Origin of the sequence: Erwinia sp. MYb416 (assembly GCF_037479575.1) — a bacterium.
Lineage (GTDB): Bacteria > Pseudomonadota > Gammaproteobacteria > Enterobacterales > Enterobacteriaceae > Erwinia > Erwinia rhapontici.
The window spans coordinates 608,361-628,654 of record NZ_JBBGYT010000439.1; the positions used below are offsets into that span (position 1 = coordinate 608,361).

Consider the following 20,294-nt stretch of genomic DNA (forward strand, 5'->3'; position numbering starts at 1 on the left):
CATTTCCTCATAAGCCGCAACCCCGGTTCGATTACCGGGGCAAAAAACTCGACGTGCTTTTCAGGTAATCAAAAAACCACCTGATAATACTACTGAACTGAGGGATTAGCTGGGACTGTTGCCAGTCCGGACTCTTAGAAAAACCGGTGAATGTGTCGAGGAAAAACAGCATGGCTGAAACGATCAGCACACCGCGTAATGCCCCAAAACAGACGCCAAGGACTCTGTCGGTTCCCGACAGGCCGGTTTTTTCAACCAGCGAACCAATAACGTAGTTAACAATGGCCCCGACAATCAGGGTAGCAATGAATAACACCGCTACGGCGATTCCATTTCGAACCAGTTCGTCTTCAAATCCTGTGAACCAGACGGCAAGGAAGGAGTAGTAATGACTGGCGACAAAAAATGCGCAACCCCAGGTGACGAGAGAAAGAGCTTCCCGAACAAACCCTCGGATCAGGCTAACAAGAGCCGAAAAACCAATAACCGCAATAATGACGTAATCTATCCAGACCATGAACGCTTCCAGTGACCATGCCCCTGTATCAGCCGCTCTCCCCTTGTAAGCACAGGTGCAAGGGGATACTGCCTCAGTTCGGGGCGAATTCTAACAGAAAAAGAAAACGTTTGCGTAGCGTTTTACTGACGCGATTTAAATAAACGAGAACGCTTAAAAAAAACCCTTCCGGACACCGATTTCAACGGCCCGGACCCCACCACGCAATACCTTGATTTGCCAGCATCATCACGTACGACGCCCGGAGTGACGAGGTGTCGGCTCCGGGCGCAGGGTGATCATAGCTATCGCAATAATAGTCCGTCGCTGAGAGAAACAACGGACCAGAACGGCTTATTTAACACTGTACGGTTTAACAACTCCGCCCAGCCCCGAGATCCCCTGCAATGTGCCAACGGCAGCCTGCATTTTCGCTTTCGAAGCATCCGGCCCCACGTAAATACGGGTAATTTGCCCCTGCACCGGCGTGGACGGAACGGTAAAGGCACGGTAGCCCGACAGGCGCAACTGTGCGACGATCTCATTCACTTTTGCCGCATTTTTCAACGCACCCAGCTGTACAACCCAGGCCTGCCCTGATGGGGCTGATTCCGTCACTGGTGGCTGGCTCTCAACAGGCGCCTCCACTTTCGGCTCAGGCTTCTCAACCGGTTTCGGTTTTTCAACAGGTTTAGGCTTCTCGATCGGTTTTTCGACCGGTTTAGGCTGCGGCTTTGGCTTTTCCACCACTTTCGGCTGCTGCTGCGCAGGCTTCACCGGCGGTGGCGTCACTACCGTTGGCTGGTTATGAGACTGCGGCGCGGTGGAGCCGCTGTCGGCCTGCGAGGAGTTGTCGTTAGCATTGCTACCCGCACTGATCGCCGCCCCTGCCCCTTCCGGCGGTTGTGCCGGTAAGGTTTGCGTCACAGGCGGAACCAAATCGGTTTCCTGCTGGTCTTCGGGTTTCTGCACCAGAGGAATAGCCGCAAACTCTTCTTTATAGTGCTTCTTTTTACCATCGAGTAAGCCGGGCAGCACAATCACACCCAGCGCCACAATGATAATGGTTCCGACTAAACGGTTTTGAAACTTACTTGCCACTGCCGTTCTCCGTTTCCATCGTTTCCATGACCTGTGCCACGGTGTGGAACGAACCACACACCAGCACAATATCCTGTTCGGTTGCCTGTTGCAGCGCCTGTCGCCAGGCAAGCTCAACCGAGCCAAACGCCTGCGCCCCCTCAAGATGCACCATCAGCTGTTCAGCGGTGGCACCGCGCGGACCGTCGAGCGGTGCACAGTACCAGTAATCCACCTGCGGCGAGAGGCACGCCAGCGTACCGGCAATGTCTTTATCATGCAGCATGCCTACCACCGCATGAACCTTGCCGTTGCGTGGCACTTCTGCCAGGCGCCCCGCCAGATAGCCTGCCGCATGGGGGTTGTGCGCAACATCAAGGATCACCCGCGGTGATTCGGCGACCGTCTGAAAACGACCGGGCAACATGGCCAGGTGCAGTGAACGACGGATTATTGCCTCATCAACGTTAAGCGGGGATGCACGCAGCGCCGCAAGTGCGGTAGCCGCATTCGGCAATGGGACCTGTGGCAACGGCAGTTGCTCTACAGTGCCGTGGGCATCGCGGAAAGACCAGCTGTCATCAGTTACGCTGTATGACCAGTCTCGGTCGCGCTGCAACAGCTGTGCGCCCTTCTCTGCGGCCACATCCGCGATGGTGTGCGGCATATCCGGCTCACCCACTACGGCAGGTTTCCCCGCGCGGAACACCCCGGCTTTCTCACGGCCGATGCTTTCGCGATCCGGCCCGAGCCAGTCGGTATGATCCAGCGCAATACTGGTTACCACGGCGACATCGGCATCCACAATATTGGTGGCATCAAGACGCCCGCCCAGCCCGACTTCAAGGATCACCACATCCAGCTTCGCCTCAGCAAACAGCCACAGCGCCGATAGTGTGCCGTACTCAAAGTAGGTCAGCGTGGTGTCACCCCGGCCCGCTTCAATGGCCGCAAAGGAGGTGGTATGCGCTGACTCCGCCAGTTCTTCACCCTGAATGCGCACCCGTTCGGTGTAACGCACCAGATGCGGCGAACTGAAAACGCCCACGCGATAGCCCGCCGCCATCAGCACCGTTTCAAGGGTTCGGCAGGTGGTGCCTTTACCATTGGTTCCGGCGACGGTGAAAACCACAGGGGCTGGTGTCAGAAGGTCGAGAGAAGAGGCAACGCGCCGGATACGATCCAGCCCAAGTTCGATAGCCTGAGCGTGTAAATGCTCAAGATAATAAAGCCACGAGGCAAGAGGCGACGTGGCTTGAGGAAGATTATCCATGTGTCCCGTTCACAACGTTACGGTTCATTGGTGAAAGGGACGCAGGGTCCCTTTCTCATCATCGGTCAGGCCTCGTGGCTCTGGGATGCGTCAGCAGGCGCTTCTTTGACAATATCTTCCTCAGGTGCAGGCAGATTCATCATTTTCGCCAGCACACTGGCCAGCTTGAAGCGCATCACTGGACGGCGGACGATCATGTCAATCGCGCCTTTTTCGATCAGGAACTCACTGCGCTGGAAGCCCGGCGGCAGTTTTTCGCGCACGGTCTGCTCAATTACGCGTGGACCCGCGAAGCCGATCAGGGCTTTAGGTTCCGCAATGTTCAGATCGCCCAGCATCGCAAAGCTGGCAGAAACGCCGCCCATAGTTGGGTCGGTCAGCACGGAGATATAAGGCAGACCACGTTCCTGCATCTTCGCCAGTGCTGCACTGGTTTTTGCCATCTGCATCAGCGACATCAGCGCTTCCTGCATACGGGCACCGCCTGACGCAGAGAAACAGATCATCGGGCAGTTATCTTCCAGTGCCTGCTCAACCGCACGCACGAAGCGTGCGCCCACCACGGAACCCATTGAGCCGCCCATAAAGGAGAACTCAAACGCGGCTGCAACAACCGGCATCCCATGCAGGGTACCTTTCATCACAATCAGCGCGTCGGTTTCGTTGGTCTCTTTCTGAGCCGCAACCAGACGATCTTTGTATTTTTTTGAATCCCGGAACTTGAGCACATCTTTTGGTTCCAGTTCACTGCCCAGCTCAATCAGTGAGCCTTCGTCCAGCACGCTGTGCAGACGATCGCGACCATGCATGCGCATGTGATGGTCGCATTTAGGGCAGACTTCCAGATTACGTTCCAGCTCGGCGCGGTAGAGAACCTGCCCGCAGCTATCACATTTTGTCCAGACCCCTTCAGGAATGCTTGCTTTACGCGATGGGGTGATGGTGCTCTTATTGAGAATTCGTTCAATCCAGCTCATTGATGACCTTTCTGTTTGAACCTGGCGCTCCTGCTGGGGAGCGCCAGTTTTTCTTTTTCCACGCAGCGACCTGTAGTCGCAGCGCAAACCATAATTTATCGCTCATTAAACCATAACCGCCCGTGACTGTGGATAAAAATCTGGTCAGAGGGCGCAAGCCTGAGGATTTATTTTATTGCTGTTTCTGCTGACGTGCTGCGCGGCGATGACGTACCACTTCAATCACTCCTGGCAATACCGATAGCAGGATAATCGCCACAATCAATAGCTTAAGGTTTTCCTGCACCACCGGGAAATTACCAAACAGATAACCCGCATAGGTAAACAGCAGCACCCATAGCAGTCCGCCCGCCACGTTGTACAGGGCAAAATGACGATAGGACATCTTGCCCATTCCCGCCACAAACGGGGCGAAAGTACGGACGATCGGCACGAAGCGCGCCAGAATAATGGTTTTCCCGCCATGACGCTCATAAAATGCATGGGTTTTATCAAGATAGCTGCGACGGAAGACTTTTGAATTGGGATTACTGAACAGCTTATCGCCAAACAGCCGCCCGATCGTATAGTTCACCGCATCACCCAGTATCGCGGCGACGACCATCAGTGCCACCATCGTATGCACATTGAGGTCATTGCCTGGCAGTGCGGCCAGCGCCCCCGCAACAAACAGCAGGGAATCCCCTGGCAGGAATGGCGTCACCACCAGACCGGTTTCACAGAACAGGATCAAAAACAGAATGGCATACACCCAGACACCGTACTGGGCAACCAGCTCCGCGAGGTGGACGTCGATATGCAAAATGAAGTCGACAACAAAACGAATCAATTCCATACAGGCTTCCTTTAATACTCCAGGCCAGGGTTAATCCCCGAGGAACAGTGGTCCCATCGGTGGACGGGGTATTTCAAAACGGGCGGGATAGTCGACCGCGACCAGATACAGACCCTCTGCCCGCCCTGTCGCCGCTGCCAGCTTGCGGTCTTTTGCCGCCAGCAACTCTGCTATCCAACTCTCAGGCTGATTTCCACAACCCACTTCCATCAGACTGCCAACAATGTTGCGCACCATGTGATGCACAAACGCATTGGCTTTAATATCGACCACCACATACGCGCCGTGGCGGCTGACGTTCAGATGCATCACATTACGCATTGGCGTACGTGACTGGCACTGCACGGCACGGAACGAGGTAAAGTCATTCTCGCCCAGCAGGCACTGCCCGGCACGCTGCATTTTTTCCACATCCAGCGGATGATAAAAATGCGTGATGCCACCCCCGAGGATCGCCGGCCGCAGCCGCTGGTTATAAATCATATAACGGTAACGGCGAGCCGTGGCGCTGAAGCGGGCGTGGAAATCATCCGGCACCGCTTTCACCCAACGCACGGCAATATCCGCTGGCAGATGGGTGTTCACGCCCAGCGTCCAGGCGGCATCTTTACGCTGCGAGGTGGTCTCAAAATGCACCACCTGCCCTGTACCATGCACCCCGGCATCGGTGCGCCCGGCGCAGACCACTTCCACCGGATGGTTGGCAACTTTTGTCAGCGCAATCTCCAGCTTCTCCTGCACGCTGCGGACTTCCTGCTGCCGCTGCCATCCGTAATAGCGGCTACCATCATATTCAATGCCCAGCGCGAGTTTTAACGTCAGCTGTGGCACGGCGATGTCGGACATTAGTAGAAGTACTCCTGCACCAGCTTCTCAGCGGTTTTGACGGCCATCAATGCCCCGCCAAAACGCACGTTGTCGGCCACGGACCAGAACTGCAACAGTTCAGGAATACCGTAATCATTGCGCACACTACCAATACTGAGGTGCGCACTACCGGAAGCATCGCCCACCTGCGTCGGGAAATCATCTTCTGCCGTCAGGTTGATATCTTCCACCTGGCCCAGCGCGTCACGGGCTTCTTCCGCAGAGATCGGGCGCAGGTTCTCAATGTAGACAATCTGCGCGTTACCGTAGAATACCGGTGCCTGAATGGTGCTGACCGCAATCGGCAACCCATCGTCCTGCAGGACTTTACGCACCTGCTCTACCAGACGACGTTCCTGCGGCACACTGCCCTCTTTATCGGCAATCAGCGGCAGCACGTTGAACGCCAGCTGACGACCAAAATAGCCGTCTTCCGCAGGCAGGCCGTTCAGCAGCCGCGCACTTTCACCGGCCAGCGAATCCACCGCCGCCTTGCCGTGGGAGGATGCCGCCAGCAGATTCGTTACCTGCAAACGCCCCAGACCTGCCTGATCAACCAGCGGTTTGATGGCGCACAGCAGCTGGCTGGTTAATGCATCGGCCACGCTGATAATATTGCGGTTACGGTAATCGGCCAGTACCTGTGGATTGACGTCCGGCACCACTAACGGGACATCCGGCTCGAGCGCAAACAGATCGCTGCTGTCGATCACCAGGCAACCGCCGTTAGCGGCTTCGTCAGCGTAACGTGCTGATGCTTCGCGCCCGGCAACGAAAAACGCCAGTTGCACCTGCGTCCAGTCAAACTCTGCCGCATCGGACACGTGTAACGATTTACCTTCATAGCGCAGCACTTCACCCGCACTACGTTCGCTTGATAGCGCATACAGCTCACCAACAGGGAACTGACGTTCCACCAGCAATTCCAGTAAAGCTCCCCCTACTGCGCCTGTCGCACCTAAGATTGCGATATTCCAGCCGTCGGACATGTTGGTTTACTCCAGACAATGACACAAAAATAGAAGGCGGTGAGTTCACCGCCCGAATTTTGGGAATAAACCTACGTAGGGGATTCACCCTACGCAGGTTGACTTAATAAAGACTTAAAGGTGGGCCGCGTTAAAGCCCAGCTTATTCAGCAGCACAGCGGTGTCGGCGTTATCACACTCAACCCGCAGCGAAGACCACTCGCGGCGCTCCTGATAATTCTTGCGCAGACGATCAAACTCACCTGGGATCGCAGCCACATGGCGCAGCGGCGCATCATCGCGGCGCACATCATACACCAGATGCACCAGACGTTTCAGCGTTGCCTGATCCAGCTCACCGCGCAGCGTGATGCGGCCAAATTCCGGTGCGGGCAGCAGCGTATCCAGCGCCACCTGCTGCGGTTGGCCGATGAACTGTGTCCAGGCTTCAAAAACCTGGGTGGTACCGCGTGCTTTCCCTTCCAGGGTGTAACCGGCGATATGCGCCGTGGCGATATCCACTTTATTCAGCAGCGGCAGCGACAGCTCCGGTTCTGGCTCCCAAACGTCCAGTACCACGCTGAGGTCATCACGCTGTTCCAGCACCTTCAGCAACGCGGCATTGTCCACCACCGGGCCACGGCAGGCGTTGATCAGAATGGTGCCCGGTTTCAGCGCCAGCAACAGGGCTTCATCAGCCATATGCTGCGTCTGGTAAGGGCCCTGTTTAAACAGCGGAGTATGGAAGGTCAGCACGTCGGCTTCCGCCACCAGCTGTGCCAGTGGCTGGAAGTCCCCTTCATCACCGCGTTCGGCACGTGGGGGATCGCACAGCAGTGTGCGAATGCCCAGCGCCTCAAGGCGTGCCTGCAGGCGCCCCCCAACGTTGCCCACTCCCACAATGCCGACGGTACGGTCGGTTAACTGGAAACCGTCACGTTCGGCCAGTAACAACAGCGAGGAGAAGACATACTCCACCACCGCAATGGCGTTACAGCCGGGTGCGGCTGAAAACGCAATCCCCTGCTGGTTAAGCCAGCTCTCGTCGATATGATCGGTGCCTGCGGTGGCGGTCCCGACGAATTTCACCGGCTTGCCGCTCAGCAGTTCGGCATTCACTTTGGTCACTGAGCGCACCATCAACCCGTCGGCATCATCCAGCTCTTGCTGCGGGATCGGACGGCCCGGCACGGCCACAACGTCGCCAGTACGGCTGAACAGTTCACGGGCGTACGGCATATTTTCATCAACGAGAATTTTCACAAGCGGTTTCCAGTCGGTTCAGGGGGAGAGTATTCTGCCATAAAGCCGCGGGCAGGGGCATCCTCAGCGCGCGGACGAAGCAGTAGTGAATGCAACAGCGACCGCCAGACCGCCCAGCGTAGCACTCCTTGACAGCCGGATCTGGCTACCATGCCAGCGGGCAATATCCTTCACCAGCGCCAGCCCTAAACCGGTTCCTGATATCTGATGCGTGTTTTCCAGCCGGTAAAAAGGCTGCAATACCTGCTGTCGTTCTGATTCGACTATCCCTGCCCCACTGTCTTCAATATGCAGACAGCCCTCTCGCACGCTGGCGGTAATCGTCCCTCCTTCTGGCGTGTATTTGATCGCGTTATCCAGCAGATTCGAACAGAGCTCTGCCAGTAACAGCGCATCCCCCCGGATCATACAGCACTCATCGCCTTCATATCCGAGATCAATCTGCCTGCTGCGCGCCTGCGGATAGCGCAACAGGCAGGCTTCGCGCACCAGCCCAACCAGATCGATAGTGGTCATCGGCTGATTCTGCTGCATCGCCTTAATACGCGACAGTTGCAGTAAACGGTCGGTGAGCACGATGGTATCGTTGAGCGTATCACGCATCCCCTGCAAACTTTCCCGCCAGGTTGTCGGATTATTGCTGTTGAGCGCCACGCTGACCTGTGTTTTGAGGATGGTCAACGGAGTACGCAGCTGGTGAGAAGCATCTGCGCTGAAGCGTTGCTGCCTTGCTACCATCGCCCGCAGACGCTCGATATATCTGTTTACAGATACCATTAACGGTTGTATTTCAGACCAGGGCAGCATCGTCGGAAGCGGAGTCAGGTCACCCGGATCGCGTAACAACATAACGCCGGATAGACGCCGCAGCGGACGTAACACCTTATGCAAAACCCAACTTGCCAGCAGCAGAGTGATCAGCACAAGAGCTCCCTGACTGAGAATCGCGGTATACAACAGACTGCTGGCAAAATCACGCCGCGAAGTGAGCGTTTCCGCCACGATCACCAGCGCCATCCCCTGCACATTATCTTCATTAACCGGCTGCCACAGTGCCGCGAGGCGAATAGGGAGACCGTTGTAATCGGCATAATAAAAATGCACCAACGCCGGGTAATTTTTCGACAGCGGAGTATTTTTCGGCAACGATGGCAAATCATCATAACCAGAGAGGGTTTTTCCTTCCGGAGAAATAACCTGGTAATAAAGCTGGTCGTTCATATTGCGCTCAAAACTGTCGAGCACAACCCAGGGTACATCCACTTCAAGATGCCCGTGGCGCACGCGTATCCTTTCCGCCACGGTGCGGGCCGAAGCCAGCAAGGAACGGTCATAGGCCTGGTTGGCAGCCTGCAATGCACTGGCATAATGGGTATAAACCGACAACGCCCAGAGGATGAGCAGAGGCAAGCCCAGCCAAAGCAACAGATGCGCGCGCAACGATGCCAGTTTCATATCTGGTGCTCAAGGCTGTATCCCAGGCCACGCAGGGTGACTATCGATACATTACTACCCAATAATTTTTTTCGCACCCGGTGGACATAGAGCTCAATACTTTCCGGGCTGGCTTCATCCGCCAAAGTGAAAATCTGTTCATAAAGCTGCTGGCGTGACACAGGACGACCACGCCGCTGCATCAGAGTGATTAAAACGCTGGATTCACGAGGCGTCAGCGCCAGCGGTTTGTGACGTAACTCGAAGTAACCTTCGTGATGAAAGACCAGCTCGCCGAAGGTCTGTGCCTCCTGCACCTGCCCCTGACTACGGCGTAATAGCGCACGAATTCGCGCCTCCAGCTCTTCAAGTTCAAACGGCTTACTCAGATAATCGTCGGCTCCCTGATTCAGCCCGTGAACCCGGTCCATAAGTTCATTGCGCGCGGTCAGCAGCAACACCGGCACAGTCTGACCGCGCTTGCGCATCCGGCCCAATAGCTCCAGACCGTTCAGGCGCGGCAGCGAAATATCCAGTAGCACCAGTTCATAATGTTCGGTTTTTAGCAAATGGTCGGCAGCCATCCCATCCGCCACCCAGTCCACGGCAAACCCTGCCTGAGTTAATGCTTTCTGCAGCCAGCAAGCCAGCTCCGCCGTATCTTCCACCAATAAGAGACGCATATCACACCCTGTTGTTTTTCCCATTGGCTGAAAGGTAAATGAAAGGTTGTCGCGTTAACAATTCCATAACCCCAATATTTGGGAAGGCTCACAAACTCAATGATAAGAATGGAGCAATGATGAAAATGATGATCCGCACTACCTTAGCCAGCACCCTTTTGCTGCTGGCTGTGCCCGCCACCTTTGCCGCTGATGCACCATCCCGCACCGAATGTATCGCCCCGGCAAAGCCCGGCGGGGGGTTTGACCTGACCTGTAAGTTGCTTCAGGTCACCTTGCAGGACACTCAACAGATTAAGACGCCAATGCGTGTCACCTACATGCCTGGTGGTGTAGGCGCTGTGGCGTATAACGCCATCGTGGCGCAGCGCCCGGCAGAGGCGGGGACGGTGGTCGCCTTCTCCGGCGGCTCCCTGCTTAATCTGTCACAGGGGAAATTTGGTCGCTATTCCGTTGATGATGTGAAGTGGCTGGCAGCGGTAGGAACAGATTACGGCATGGTGGCGGTACGCAGTGATTCCCCGTACAAAAACCTCAGCGACCTGCTGAAAGCAATGAAGGAGGACCCGAACAAGGTGGTCATTGGCGCGGGGGCATCGATTGGAAGCCAGGACTGGATGAAGACAGCCCTGCTGGCACGTAGTGCCGGAATTGACCCACGAAAAATGCGCTATGTCGCCTTTGAAGGCGGTGGAGAGCCCGTCACTGCGCTGTTGGGAAACCATATTCAGGTGATATCCGGTGATATGAGTGAAATGGTGCCCCATTTACAGGCAGGCAAAATGCGCGTGCTGGCGGTAATGTCTGATAAACGACTTCCTGGCGTGCTGGCAGAGGTTCCCACAGCCAGAGAGCAGGGTATCGATGTGGTCTGGCCTATTATTCGCGGTTTCTACCTCGGGCCGAAAGTGACCGATGCCGAATATCAGTGGTGGGAAAATGCATTTAAAAAAATGGCGCAGACCGAAGAGTTTAAAAAACAGCGCGATCTGCGTGGCCTGTTTGAATTCAATCTGTCTGGCAAAGAGCTGGACAGTTACGTAAAGCAGCAGGTTACCGATTATCGTGAGAAGGCAAAATCCTTCGGTCTGGCGAAATAACGGAGGCGACCATGAGCGATCGTATTTTTGCCAGCATCTGGCTGCTGCTGTGTATTGGCGGATTATTTATCGCCTGGAGCATCCAGAGCGAATACAGCTATGAACCCGTGGGACCGCGGCCCTTCCCGATGATTATTCTCGGTCTGATGGCATTCTGTGCACTGTGCCTGCTGCTGCGTAAACCGGACATCATCCACTGGCCGACAAACGGTACGCTGCTACGTTTGCTGCTGTTAATCGTCTCTCTCGGGTTGTATGGCATGCTGTTTGAAAGTCTTGGTTTTCCACTATCAACCACGCTGTTGACCTTCGCAATTGGCCTGCTGTTCGGAGCATCCTGGTGGGCTGCCGCCATTTCTGGTGTGGTGATGGGCACGGCGTTGTTCTTTGCTTTTGATCGTCTGCTTGAAGTGACCTTACCGCTCGGCGCCTGGTTGAGCTAACGGAGAACATAATGGAAACATGGTCCTTTCTGATGCAGGGATTTGCCGTCGCCATGACGCCAGAGAATCTGCTAATCGCCTTAATTGGCTGCTTCATTGGAACGATAGTCGGTCTATTACCCGGCTTAGGCCCAATCAACGGCGTAGCCATTCTGATGCCGCTGGCTTTTGCCCTGCATCTTCCGGCTGAGTCAGCGCTTATCCTGCTCGCGACCGTCTATATCGGTTGTGAGTACGGCGGGCGCATTTCGTCAATTCTGCTTAATGTGCCGGGCGATGCCGGGGCCATTATGACGGCACTAGACGGCTATCCAATGGCGCAACAGGGACGCGCTGGTGTGGCATTGTCGATCTCGGCGGTCAGTTCCTTTATTGGTTCTACCATCGCCATCGTCGGCATCATTCTGTTTGCTCCCATTCTCGCTAACTGGTCGTTGGCGTTTGGCCCGGCGGAGTACTTCGCGCTGATGGTGTTCGCCATTGCCTGCCTTGGCAGCATGATGAGTCAGAATCCTTTGAAATCCTTCCTCTCAGCACTGATTGGCTTAAGCATGGCCACGGTAGGTGTTGATGCCAATACCGGCGTTTACCGTTTCACCTTCGACAGTGTTCACCTTTCCGATGGCATTCAGTTCGTGGTGGTGGTGATTGGCCTGTTCTCAGTCAGCGAGATCCTGCTGATGCTGGAGTCCACCAGAAGCGGGCAGAAAGTCGTACGTGCCAGCGGACGAATGCTATTTAATATGAAAGAAGCTGCACAGTGTACCGGTGCAACCCTACGTTCTTCCCTGATCGGCTTTTTTGTTGGTGTATTACCCGGTGCCGGGGCGACGATTGCCAGCGCCATCGCCTATATGAGTGAAAAGAAAATAAGCGGAGCCGAAACCTTCGGCAAAGGAGATATCCGTGGCGTAGCGGCACCAGAAGCCGCTAACAACGCGTCTGCCTGCGGTTCATTTATTCCCATGCTGACACTGGGTATTCCCGGCTCGGGGACAACGGCTGTGATGGTTGGCGCGCTCACACTGTATAACATCACCCCCGGCCCGGCGATGTTTACTGAACAGCCAGATATCGTATGGGGGCTGATTGCAGCTCTGCTGATCGGCAACGTGATGCTGCTGATCATGAATATCCCGATGATCAATATCTTCGCCCGCATGCTGACCATTCCCCTGTGGTTCCTGGTGCCGGCGATTGCGTCAATCTCGGCAGTCGGGGTTTATGCCGTACACAGCACGACCTTTGACCTGCTGCTGATGGTAGGTCTGGGGGTATTCGGATATATCTTACGCAAGATGGATTTCCCGATGTCGCCGCTGATCCTCGGCTTTGTGCTCGGCGGCATGCTGGAGCAGAACCTGCGACGCGCGCTGTCGATCAGCAATGGTAATCTGCCCATCCTGTGGGAGAGCCTGATCTGCAAGCTGCTGCTGGTACTGGCGATTAGCGTGCTGGTGGTGCCGCCTGTCTGGAAAAGGTGGCGACGTAAGCGCCTGATCGCGCGCAGTGAACTGTAGTCACCACCGGATGACCCGAGCAGGGTCATCCGGTGTCAATGACATTGTGCTGCGGTTACGGTAGCGCTCCGGTGTTGTGCCCGACTGTTGCTGAAACATCACGATCAGCGCGGAAGCCGAGCTGTACCCTAAATCCAGCGCCACATCCTGCACGCTTTTTCCCCGTTCCAGCAGTGAAACCGCATGCAAAAACCGCAGACGCTGCCGCCACTCGCTGAAGGATATGCCCAGCAGTGCCTGGCAGCGCCGTGAGAGAGTGCGCTCGGTGGTGTAGACCCGCTGCGCCCACTGAGCCAGCGTGGTGTTATCGGCCGGATTCTGCTCCAGCGCCTGAAGTACCGGCGCGAGGGTCTTATCCTGGGTGGAAGGCAGATAGCTTTGCTGACTCTCTGCTACCCGTAGCTGATCGATCAATACTTCACAGAGGCGAAGATCCTGCGTCGTCTGTGGCACCAGCAGCTCGCGCGCGGCGCACTCTTCGATAATCGCATGCACCACCGGACTGACGCGCAGCAGGCAGGCACGCTCGGGAAACCCCTGGCATGCATCCGCTGCAATATTAAGCGTGCGAAAATAGGCTGCTTTATGGTTGTAACAGGCGTGCTGATGGCCAGGCGGTACCCAGATCGGCAAATTGGGCGGCGTCAGCAGGCGCTCTCCCTCTACTTGCATCTCCAGCACATTACATTTCACAAAAATCACCTGCCCCCAGGGATGCTGATGCGGCAGATACTCTGTACGGGCATTGGCCAGTTCATAGCGGAAAAAGAGGGGAAGCCGTTCGGCATCCTTAGGAGCCTGGTACGTCAGTTGCTGGATCATCTTGTCCGGTTCCGGCGTGCATTTGTCTTATTATCGTTATCTGTATTAAACAGGACAAGTTTACACTAAAGCTCTCACGCTAACCTTAAGAGCATACTGATGAGTTTTCTGTTTCCCCTGCTGGCCGTGCTGATCTGGTCGATCAACGCGATTGTCAGCAAAATGTCGGCCGCAGCGATCGATCCTGCTGCGATCTCCTTCTATCGCTGGCTGCTGGCCCTGCTGATTCTGGCACCTTTTGCCCTGCCTGGCGTCTGGCGCAATCGCCAGCAGATCAAGCAATCATGGTGGAAACTGCTGGTGCTTGGCCTGCTCGGTATGGTGCTGTATCAAAGCCTGGCGTATTACGCTGCACACAGCGTCAGCGCACTGTTTATGGGCATTCTTAATGCACTGATCCCCTTACTGACCGTGTTGTTCAGCGTGGTGATAATACGACTGGCCCCGACGCAGGGCATACTGCTGGGCAGCCTGCTCTCCTTTTCCGGGCTGGTGTGGCTGGTCAGCGAAGGTAATCCAGCGCAGCTGTTATCACACGGATTAGGCAAAGGTGAGATAATGATGTTTGCCGCATCCGCCTCTTATGCGCTGTACGGCGTACTGACCAAACGCTGGGCAATTCCTTTGCCGAACTGGCAAAGCCTGTGGATGCAGATCTTTTTTGGCGTCTTGCTACTGACACCTAACTTCCTGCGGGCACCCGATGTATCACTTAACACGCACAATATTCCGCTCATTTTGTTTGCTGCCATCCCTGCTTCGATCGTGGCGCCTTTCCTATGGGTACAGGGCGTAATGCGTATGGGAGCCAGCACGGCCAGTATTTTTATGAATCTGGCTCCGATTTTTACTGCAATTATTGCCGTGACCTTTCTGAATGAGTCACTGCACAGTTATCATTTCATCGGTGGAGGTATCACACTCGCTGGCGTTGTTCTCGCCCAAAATCTCCGCAAGCCCTTGATGACCAGAAGAAAGTAATCACTCTCAAACCGCCGATGTTGTCACGCCCTTCTCCTTAGCAGTTGCACTTTCAGCTGCTAAGATCATTCTAATAATAAAATACGCCCCACCTCCCCCCTTTAATTTTCATTAAAAAAAACACACCTAAGATTAAATTTAAAACCCTCTGATATTATTTTGGCTTATTTACTATTTACCAATTTCTACCACAAGCTACTCTTCTTCACATGAAAAAAACAAAAACACAATGACGTGAATCATTAACAAGGTAAACAATGTGCCTGCTTTTATTCTAACGAAAGTACATCATCTGAAACCAGTGACATCGCTCAAAAAGCCATATTCTGCCAGGTGGTTTTTATCCTTTTTATTTCACACCAAAACCTTATTTAGTTGCTTTTCATGCAATTAAACACCCCCGTTTTTTTTAACGGGAATACCCAAGCAAGGGTTTCCCTGTAATAACCCTTGTGCTTCAGGAATCAACCACGTTACTCAATAAGGATATACAGATGAAAAAAAGACTACTGGCAACCTCGATGATCGCTGCTCTGGCCCTCCCTGTCCCGGCAGTCATGGCGGCAAACGGCACGATCACGTTCACAGGAGATATATCAAATACGACGTGCAACGTTAGCGTCAATGGCCGTAACAGCAGTACGACCATCGTATTTGAACCTATTTCGGCCTCCGCACTTGCCAAAGCAGGTGAAGTTGCTAATGAACAGCCTGTGATCCTGACGTTAACCAACTGCCAGAACCCAACAGAAAATGTTCGTGCTCTCTTTGACAGCACTGAAACAGACAGCATGACAGGTAACCTGAAAAATAAAGGCTCTGCGGCGAATGTTCAGGTCCAGCTAATGGACAACAACCGTAAGCCGATCAAGTTAGGCGATGGCTCACAGGCCAGCGGCCCTTCATTCAAAATAGTCGACGATTTAGCGACTCTCAATTATTTCGCACGTTATTACGCTACGGATAAAGTGGAAGCTGGTGATGTCAGTACAGTCGTTAATTACTCGTTAAGCTATTTCTAATTTTTTCTCCCAGTGCAAGAAGCAATTCTTGCACTTTTATGTTTACTGACAAGCCGAGCCACCATCATGTCTGTTGTAAGCAATATGTCCCTGTCAGCCTGGAAATGCCTGCCTTTTTATCTTGTTGCCTCACTCCTTTCTCAGCAGGCTAACGCCAATGTTATTATTAATGGAACACGTGTTATCTATCCACAACAAAAAAATGAAGTGAATATTCATTTGAGTAATGATAGTGATAAGCCTGCGCTGGTTCAGTCCTGGATTGACAATGGTGATGAAAATGCTGCTTTAGACAAAATATCCGTTCCTTTTGTCCTCACACCGCCGATTGTCCGTATTGAACCGAACAGCGGGCAAACGCTGAGGATCACCTGGACAGGCACAGCGTTGCCTCAGGATAAAGAATCTATCTTTTGGTTAAATATTTTGGATATTCCGCCAAAAAGTGCAACCGCCATCAACGCCGATATATTGCAAATGGCGATCCGCAGTCGCCTGAAAATTTTCTTCCGACCGCCCGCCCTGAATGCCAATGGCGCGAATCAGGCATTCCACGATTTACAGTGGCAACGCTCCACTTCCGCGCCAGGTACGGTGTTACGGGTAAATAACCCCTCTGCGTACTTTATTAATGTCTCCAATGTAAAAATTGAAACGCGTCGTAAGGAGATCAAAAGCCTGAATGGCGAAATGATTGCGCCAAAAAGCTCCGCTGAGTTCAGGTTTACTGCGCTTCCAGAAAAAATTGAAAATGCCGCCCTACGTTATGAAGTCATTAATGACTACGGCAGTATCACTACGGTCAAAAATACACAGTAAGCCAGATAAAAGAGTCACGAATGAGATGAGATCTCACAGGGAGAGCTAAGATGCCCAGGACAAGGCGCATTCATTTTTTCTGTTATTCAGTATCTGGCGTATTGCTGGCAGGAGTGATGGGATGGGATATCCAGCGGAGTGCCTTCGCTGCCCCTGCTGAGGGATATGCCAGCTTTGATATCAACCTGTTACGCCACCCATCGGATAAAAAAATCGATGTCACCCAGTTCAACCACCGCCATGCTCTTCCTCCCGGCGCTTATGATGTCGGGGTGATGCTGAATAATAAATATGTTGGCTATACACGTCTGCAGGTCAAAAAAAACCATGAAGAGTCGGTTATTTGTACTACCCGCTCGCTGATCAATTTGCTCCCCCTTAAACCCGGAGAGATTGATAGCAAAAAAATGGCAGAGCTGGATGATGCCGACCACTGCCGCAGTCTGGATTACTGGGTTCCCAGTGGCCAGGGTTACATTGATGTTTCCACATTGCAGATGATCGTTACTGTCCCTCAGGTACTGCTGATGCAGCGCGCCCAAAATGAAGTTGACCCCGCGCAGTGGGATGGCGGCGTGAACGCGCTAATCCTCGGGTACAACGCGAATTATTATCAATCAAAACAGGATGATAACGCATATCGCTCATTCTACAACGGAGACAATATTGGCCTGAATTTATGGGGATTTATGTTTCGCCACCGTGGCTCAATGAACTGGCAGAATAACAGCGGAACCCACTATCAGAGTTTGCGTAATTACATGGAACATGGCATTAGTGCGCTGAGATCGCGCATTATCATCGGCGATACGGATACCAGTGGTCATCTGTTCGACAGTTTTTCTCTACGCGGCGTCTTGCTCTACAGCGACGATAATATGCTGCCAGATTCCAGGCGTGGCTATGCCCCGATGATCCGGGGTGTGGCCGAAACCAATGCGCGTATCAGCGTGCGGCAAAATAACGTGCTGCTGTACGAAACCACCGTCTCTCCCGGCCCCTTCAGCATTGATGACCTTTATCCCACCGGGTACGGCGGCGATCTGACCGTGACCATTCGCGAGTCCGATGGCCGTGAGAGCCAATTTATGGTGCCCTATGCTGCGGTTCCACAGCTGGTTCGCCCCGGGCTAACAAAGTACAGCCTGACTGCAGGCACCTTACGTAACATGAACCTGTCAAAGCAGGACGCCGTCGCACAGCTCACGTTACAACGGGGCATCAATAATCTGCTGACGGGCTACGGCGGCGTATTAACGACACGTGATTACCATGCTTTCCTGCTGGGCGGGGCCATAGGCAGCTCATGGGGTGCGCTGGCACTGGATGTCACACAGGCACAGACCGACACTCAGGATCGTCATCTTTCAGGGCAGAGCTATCGCGCCACCTACAGTAAAGGGTTCAATGCCAGCAGCAGCACGATGTCATTGAGCGCATGGCGATTTTCCTCTCCAGGCTATCTCGGTCTGAATGATGCCATGTCTGCCATTGATTATGCCCGGCACCCTTCTCCCGGTTCGTATAACTCTGCATTCCTGTCCCCTCGCAGCCGCTTATCCGCCAGTCTGGCACAAGGATTTCCCGGCAAATGGGGACAGCTTTATCTGACCGCTATTCGGCAGAGTTACTGGGGGAGCCGGAGCACCAACAATCAACTACAGGCTGGTTACAGTAATACTTTTGGTTCCCTGAGCTGGTCCCTTTCCGTTAACCGGGTCAATGGACGTGATGGCGAAGAGACGCAATACACGCTGGGTCTGTCAGTCCCACTGGGTGGCAGTGCGCGCCATACCTATTTGAATATGAATGTGAGCCACGATGCGGAAGGAATGTCCAGCCAGGCGAGTATCAACAGCACATTGGGTGCCGAACAGCAGTTTGATTACGCCCTGGGTCTGCGTCATGACAGCCAGCAACGCGCCAGCGCGAATCTGGCGGCGAACTGGCACACGCGTTACACCTCCGTTCAGGGAAGTGTGGAACAAGGCAGGCACAGCCAGTCATGGTCCGGTGGGCTGAGTGGTGCGTTAGTGGCATTACCTGATGGCGTGGTGACCAGCCCCTGGTACAGTGAAACCATGGCACTGGTCGATGCACCTAACGCCTACGGCGCCAGGGTCGAAGGCCATTCCGGGCTGACGCTGAACCCACAGGGACGCGCGCTGGTGCCTTATCTGCGTCCCTATCGACTGAATGAAATCACGCTCGATCCACAAGGGCTGCCCACCGATATTGAACTGAAAAGTACCCGTCAGCAGACCGCGCCTCATACCGGTGCGCTGGTCAAAGTCAATTTTGCCACGTCACGCGGGCGAGCTGTATTGATTCATTCAACGCTGCCCGATGGAAAGAGCCTGCCCTTTGGCGCAGTCGTGCAGGATGAACAGGGTAATCACCTTGGGCTGGTCGCGCAGGGCGATCTGATTTACGTTCGCCTGCCCCCAGGGCGCTCACACCTGCAAATTAAATCAGGCGATACCAGCCTGTGTTCGCTATCGCTGCAGCTTAGCCCTCACGCCACTCTGCAAAACGGTTTTGAGCGTTTTAGTCAACCCTGCTTACCCCTTTCTGCCCATTGATGATGAGCGTATAAAATGAATAACCGTCTGATTTTATTGATATCAACCACCCTTGTCGCGCTGTCATTTTTCAGCCTGAATGCTCAGGCCGGGTCGCTTAAATTTGCTGCCGCCACCAATAAGGCTTTCCCGCTGGTACTGTTCAACGGCAGCAACAACATCAAACTCTCCTCCTCCCTGCCAATTGGCAAGACGGTTTTCAACCAAAGTTACACCCTCGATGTCTGGTGCAGCATCAGCGATCCTCTTCAGCAGGAAGCCGAAATGGCTTTTTTGATTCGCCGCACCAGCATGCAAACACTGGGCAATGGCTTAACCCTGTTCACCACGGTTAACGGCAACCGTGGCAGCGAATACAGCGTTGTCAGTTCCGGGATCATGATTGATAACCATAATGCTGCCGCCAGCCTGCCGTCCCGTACCTGGCAGCACTTTTCTCTCAATGTCACCGTTGATATCGTCAAAACGGCAAAGACACCTGAACGCCCGGAGCAGGTCACCCCGATCCCTTCACGTATTGCCCTTTTCGAGGTGGGATCGGAAACCGGAATAAAAAATGCAAAGTTTATGATGCTGGATGCCACTACCGGCCTGACGTTTATCGCCCAGAGCTGCCAGATTCAGGGACTTGCCTCATTTAATGTCCCACTAGGTCAGGTCAGAACACGGCGCGAACAGGGGCTGGGATCCGGCATCGGATCGACAAATGCAGGTAAACCTTTCTCACTTCATTTTCTCTGCGACACGGATGTGTCCGGTAACTTCACTGTGCTAATGCAACTTGATGGCACGGCCCCCACCGGTACGGTCAATCCCAGTTTGATTGCCCTCAGTGATGAGGCGAACAGCGCCACTGGGGTAGCACTGCAAATCTTACATACTGACAACGGCACGCCGGTGAATATCGGCCAGCGCTGGCAAATCGCCCGCTATCCGCTGGCCGATCGCACCCTCACCGTCTCCTTCCTGGCACGCTATTACCAGACGGCGGAACGCATCACCCCCGGTAAGGCTAATAGCACCCTGACCTGGACCCTCAACTACCTTTAACCCGCCACCATGAAAAAAAAGGGGGAAAGCATCGGGATTGTTCCCCGTTCCTCTACCTATCACCGGACGGGATTGTTAT

19 protein-coding genes are annotated in these 20,294 nt (G+C 54.1%); 8 read left to right on the forward strand and 11 right to left on the reverse strand.

Annotation, left to right across the window (positions count from 1 at the left end):
• Positions 1-31: 31 nt before the first annotated feature.
• The 10 genes from cvpA to tctD all read right to left on the reverse strand — a co-directional run bounded on the left by cvpA (position 32) and on the right by tctD (position 9,876).
• On the reverse strand, positions 32-517 hold the full coding sequence (gene cvpA, locus WH277_RS21480) for a colicin V production protein (protein WP_133841368.1): 486 nt from the start codon (positions 515-517) through the stop codon (positions 32-34).
• 333 nt (positions 518-850) lie between these two features.
• On the reverse strand, positions 851-1,597 hold the full coding sequence (dedD, locus tag WH277_RS21485) for a cell division protein DedD (protein ID WP_339506842.1): 747 nt from the start codon (positions 1,595-1,597) through the stop codon (positions 851-853).
• On the reverse strand, positions 1,587-2,849 hold the full coding sequence (gene folC, locus WH277_RS21490; RefSeq protein WP_339506844.1) for a bifunctional tetrahydrofolate synthase/dihydrofolate synthase: 1,263 nt from the start codon (positions 2,847-2,849) through the stop codon (positions 1,587-1,589). The genes dedD and folC overlap by 11 nt, the downstream gene beginning before the upstream one ends.
• A gap of 65 nt (positions 2,850-2,914) precedes the next feature.
• Positions 2,915-3,826 (reverse strand): acetyl-CoA carboxylase, carboxyltransferase subunit beta, encoded by a 912-nt coding sequence (accD, locus tag WH277_RS21495; protein ID WP_159336273.1) that lies wholly within the window; start codon positions 3,824-3,826, stop codon positions 2,915-2,917.
• A 172-nt stretch (positions 3,827-3,998) separates the two neighbouring features.
• The gene (locus WH277_RS21500) at positions 3,999-4,661 is read right to left on the reverse strand and encodes a DedA family protein (RefSeq protein ID WP_133841364.1); all 663 of its coding nucleotides are present in this window, start codon (positions 4,659-4,661) and stop codon (positions 3,999-4,001) included.
• A gap of 30 nt (positions 4,662-4,691) precedes the next feature.
• A complete protein-coding gene (gene truA / locus WH277_RS21505; RefSeq protein ID WP_133841363.1) occupies positions 4,692-5,507 on the reverse strand; it encodes a tRNA pseudouridine(38-40) synthase TruA in 816 nt (271 codons plus the stop codon).
• The gene (locus WH277_RS21510; RefSeq protein ID WP_339506846.1) at positions 5,507-6,517 is read right to left on the reverse strand and encodes an aspartate-semialdehyde dehydrogenase; all 1,011 of its coding nucleotides are present in this window, start codon (positions 6,515-6,517) and stop codon (positions 5,507-5,509) included. Before WH277_RS21510 ends, truA begins: the two co-directional genes overlap by 1 nt.
• A 114-nt stretch (positions 6,518-6,631) precedes the next feature.
• Positions 6,632-7,759, reverse strand: a complete 1,128-nt coding sequence (gene pdxB, locus WH277_RS21515) for a 4-phosphoerythronate dehydrogenase PdxB (protein ID WP_339506848.1) — start codon at positions 7,757-7,759, stop codon at positions 6,632-6,634.
• A 63-nt stretch (positions 7,760-7,822) separates the two neighbouring features.
• Positions 7,823-9,214: a sensor histidine kinase gene (locus WH277_RS21520; RefSeq protein WP_159336271.1), complete on the reverse strand. Its 1,392-nt coding sequence runs from the start codon at positions 9,212-9,214 to the stop codon at positions 7,823-7,825.
• Complete coding sequence (gene tctD / locus WH277_RS21525; RefSeq protein WP_159336270.1) at positions 9,211-9,876, reverse strand: transcriptional regulator TctD; 666 nt, start codon at positions 9,874-9,876, stop codon at positions 9,211-9,213. Before tctD ends, WH277_RS21520 begins: the two co-directional genes overlap by 4 nt.
• Before the next feature lie 119 nt (positions 9,877-9,995).
• Between tctD and WH277_RS21530 the strand changes: the two genes are divergently transcribed.
• Genes WH277_RS21530 through WH277_RS21540 form a run of 3 tightly spaced genes read left to right on the forward strand, consistent with a single transcriptional unit; the run spans position 9,996 to position 12,939 of the window.
• Positions 9,996-10,976: a Bug family tripartite tricarboxylate transporter substrate binding protein gene (locus WH277_RS21530; RefSeq protein WP_159336685.1), complete on the forward strand. Its 981-nt coding sequence runs from the start codon at positions 9,996-9,998 to the stop codon at positions 10,974-10,976.
• An 11-nt stretch (positions 10,977-10,987) separates the two neighbouring features.
• The gene (locus tag WH277_RS21535) at positions 10,988-11,419 is read left to right on the forward strand and encodes a tripartite tricarboxylate transporter TctB family protein (RefSeq protein ID WP_159336269.1); all 432 of its coding nucleotides are present in this window, start codon (positions 10,988-10,990) and stop codon (positions 11,417-11,419) included.
• 11 nt (positions 11,420-11,430) lie between these two features.
• Positions 11,431-12,939, forward strand: coding sequence for a tripartite tricarboxylate transporter permease (locus tag WH277_RS21540; protein WP_159336268.1), 1,509 nt, complete (start codon positions 11,431-11,433; stop codon positions 12,937-12,939).
• Here the strand turns inward: WH277_RS21540 and WH277_RS21545 are convergent, their stop codons facing one another.
• Complete coding sequence (locus WH277_RS21545; RefSeq protein ID WP_159336267.1) at positions 12,940-13,761, reverse strand: AraC family transcriptional regulator; 822 nt, start codon at positions 13,759-13,761, stop codon at positions 12,940-12,942.
• 99 nt (positions 13,762-13,860) lie between these two features.
• Here WH277_RS21545 and WH277_RS21550 point away from each other — a divergent pair, with 99 nt between their 5' ends.
• From WH277_RS21550 to WH277_RS21570, 5 genes are all read left to right on the forward strand, one after another.
• Positions 13,861-14,742 carry a DMT family transporter gene (locus WH277_RS21550; RefSeq protein ID WP_133841359.1) on the forward strand — a complete coding sequence of 294 codons (882 nt, stop codon included), beginning with the start codon at positions 13,861-13,863 and terminating at the stop codon, positions 14,740-14,742.
• Positions 14,743-15,236: 494 nt separating this feature from the next.
• A complete protein-coding gene (locus WH277_RS21555; protein WP_133841358.1) occupies positions 15,237-15,764 on the forward strand; it encodes a fimbrial protein in 528 nt (175 codons plus the stop codon).
• A gap of 66 nt (positions 15,765-15,830) precedes the next feature.
• Positions 15,831-16,583 carry a fimbrial biogenesis chaperone gene (locus WH277_RS21560; protein ID WP_167863585.1) on the forward strand — a complete coding sequence of 251 codons (753 nt, stop codon included), beginning with the start codon at positions 15,831-15,833 and terminating at the stop codon, positions 16,581-16,583.
• Between the two features lie 50 nt (positions 16,584-16,633).
• Complete coding sequence (locus WH277_RS21565; protein ID WP_171149090.1) at positions 16,634-19,165, forward strand: fimbria/pilus outer membrane usher protein; 2,532 nt, start codon at positions 16,634-16,636, stop codon at positions 19,163-19,165.
• A gap of 15 nt (positions 19,166-19,180) precedes the next feature.
• Positions 19,181-20,215 carry a fimbrial protein gene (locus WH277_RS21570; RefSeq protein ID WP_339506851.1) on the forward strand — a complete coding sequence of 345 codons (1,035 nt, stop codon included), beginning with the start codon at positions 19,181-19,183 and terminating at the stop codon, positions 20,213-20,215.
• Positions 20,216-20,294 lie beyond the last annotated feature (79 nt).

Bases quoted from the DNA above. Each gene is read 5' to 3' on its own strand.
- truA (WP_133841363.1), bottom strand. From the start codon at position 5,507: ATGTCCGACATCGCCGTGCCACAGCTGACGTTAAAACTCGCGCTGGGC.
- WH277_RS21535 (WP_159336269.1), top strand. From the start codon at position 10,988: ATGAGCGATCGTATTTTTGCCAGCATCTGGCTGCTGCTGTGTATTGGC.
- accD (WP_159336273.1), bottom strand. From the start codon at position 3,826: ATGAGCTGGATTGAACGAATTCTCAATAAGAGCACCATCACCCCATCG.
- tctD (WP_159336270.1), bottom strand. From the start codon at position 9,876: ATGCGTCTCTTATTGGTGGAAGATACGGCGGAGCTGGCTTGCTGGCTG.
- WH277_RS21550 (WP_133841359.1), top strand. From the start codon at position 13,861: ATGAGTTTTCTGTTTCCCCTGCTGGCCGTGCTGATCTGGTCGATCAAC.
- WH277_RS21560 (WP_167863585.1), top strand. From the start codon at position 15,831: ATGTCTGTTGTAAGCAATATGTCCCTGTCAGCCTGGAAATGCCTGCCT.
- WH277_RS21545 (WP_159336267.1), bottom strand. From the start codon at position 13,761: ATGATCCAGCAACTGACGTACCAGGCTCCTAAGGATGCCGAACGGCTT.
- WH277_RS21540 (WP_159336268.1), top strand. From the start codon at position 11,431: ATGGAAACATGGTCCTTTCTGATGCAGGGATTTGCCGTCGCCATGACG.
- WH277_RS21570 (WP_339506851.1), top strand. From the start codon at position 19,181: ATGAATAACCGTCTGATTTTATTGATATCAACCACCCTTGTCGCGCTG.
- WH277_RS21520 (WP_159336271.1), bottom strand. From the start codon at position 9,214: ATGAAACTGGCATCGTTGCGCGCGCATCTGTTGCTTTGGCTGGGCTTG.
- folC (WP_339506844.1), bottom strand. From the start codon at position 2,849: ATGGATAATCTTCCTCAAGCCACGTCGCCTCTTGCCTCGTGGCTTTAT.
- WH277_RS21500 (WP_133841364.1), bottom strand. From the start codon at position 4,661: ATGGAATTGATTCGTTTTGTTGTCGACTTCATTTTGCATATCGACGTC.
- WH277_RS21510 (WP_339506846.1), bottom strand. From the start codon at position 6,517: ATGTCCGACGGCTGGAATATCGCAATCTTAGGTGCGACAGGCGCAGTA.
- WH277_RS21530 (WP_159336685.1), top strand. From the start codon at position 9,996: ATGAAAATGATGATCCGCACTACCTTAGCCAGCACCCTTTTGCTGCTG.
- WH277_RS21565 (WP_171149090.1), top strand. From the start codon at position 16,634: ATGCCCAGGACAAGGCGCATTCATTTTTTCTGTTATTCAGTATCTGGC.
- WH277_RS21555 (WP_133841358.1), top strand. From the start codon at position 15,237: ATGAAAAAAAGACTACTGGCAACCTCGATGATCGCTGCTCTGGCCCTC.
- cvpA (WP_133841368.1), bottom strand. From the start codon at position 517: ATGGTCTGGATAGATTACGTCATTATTGCGGTTATTGGTTTTTCGGCT.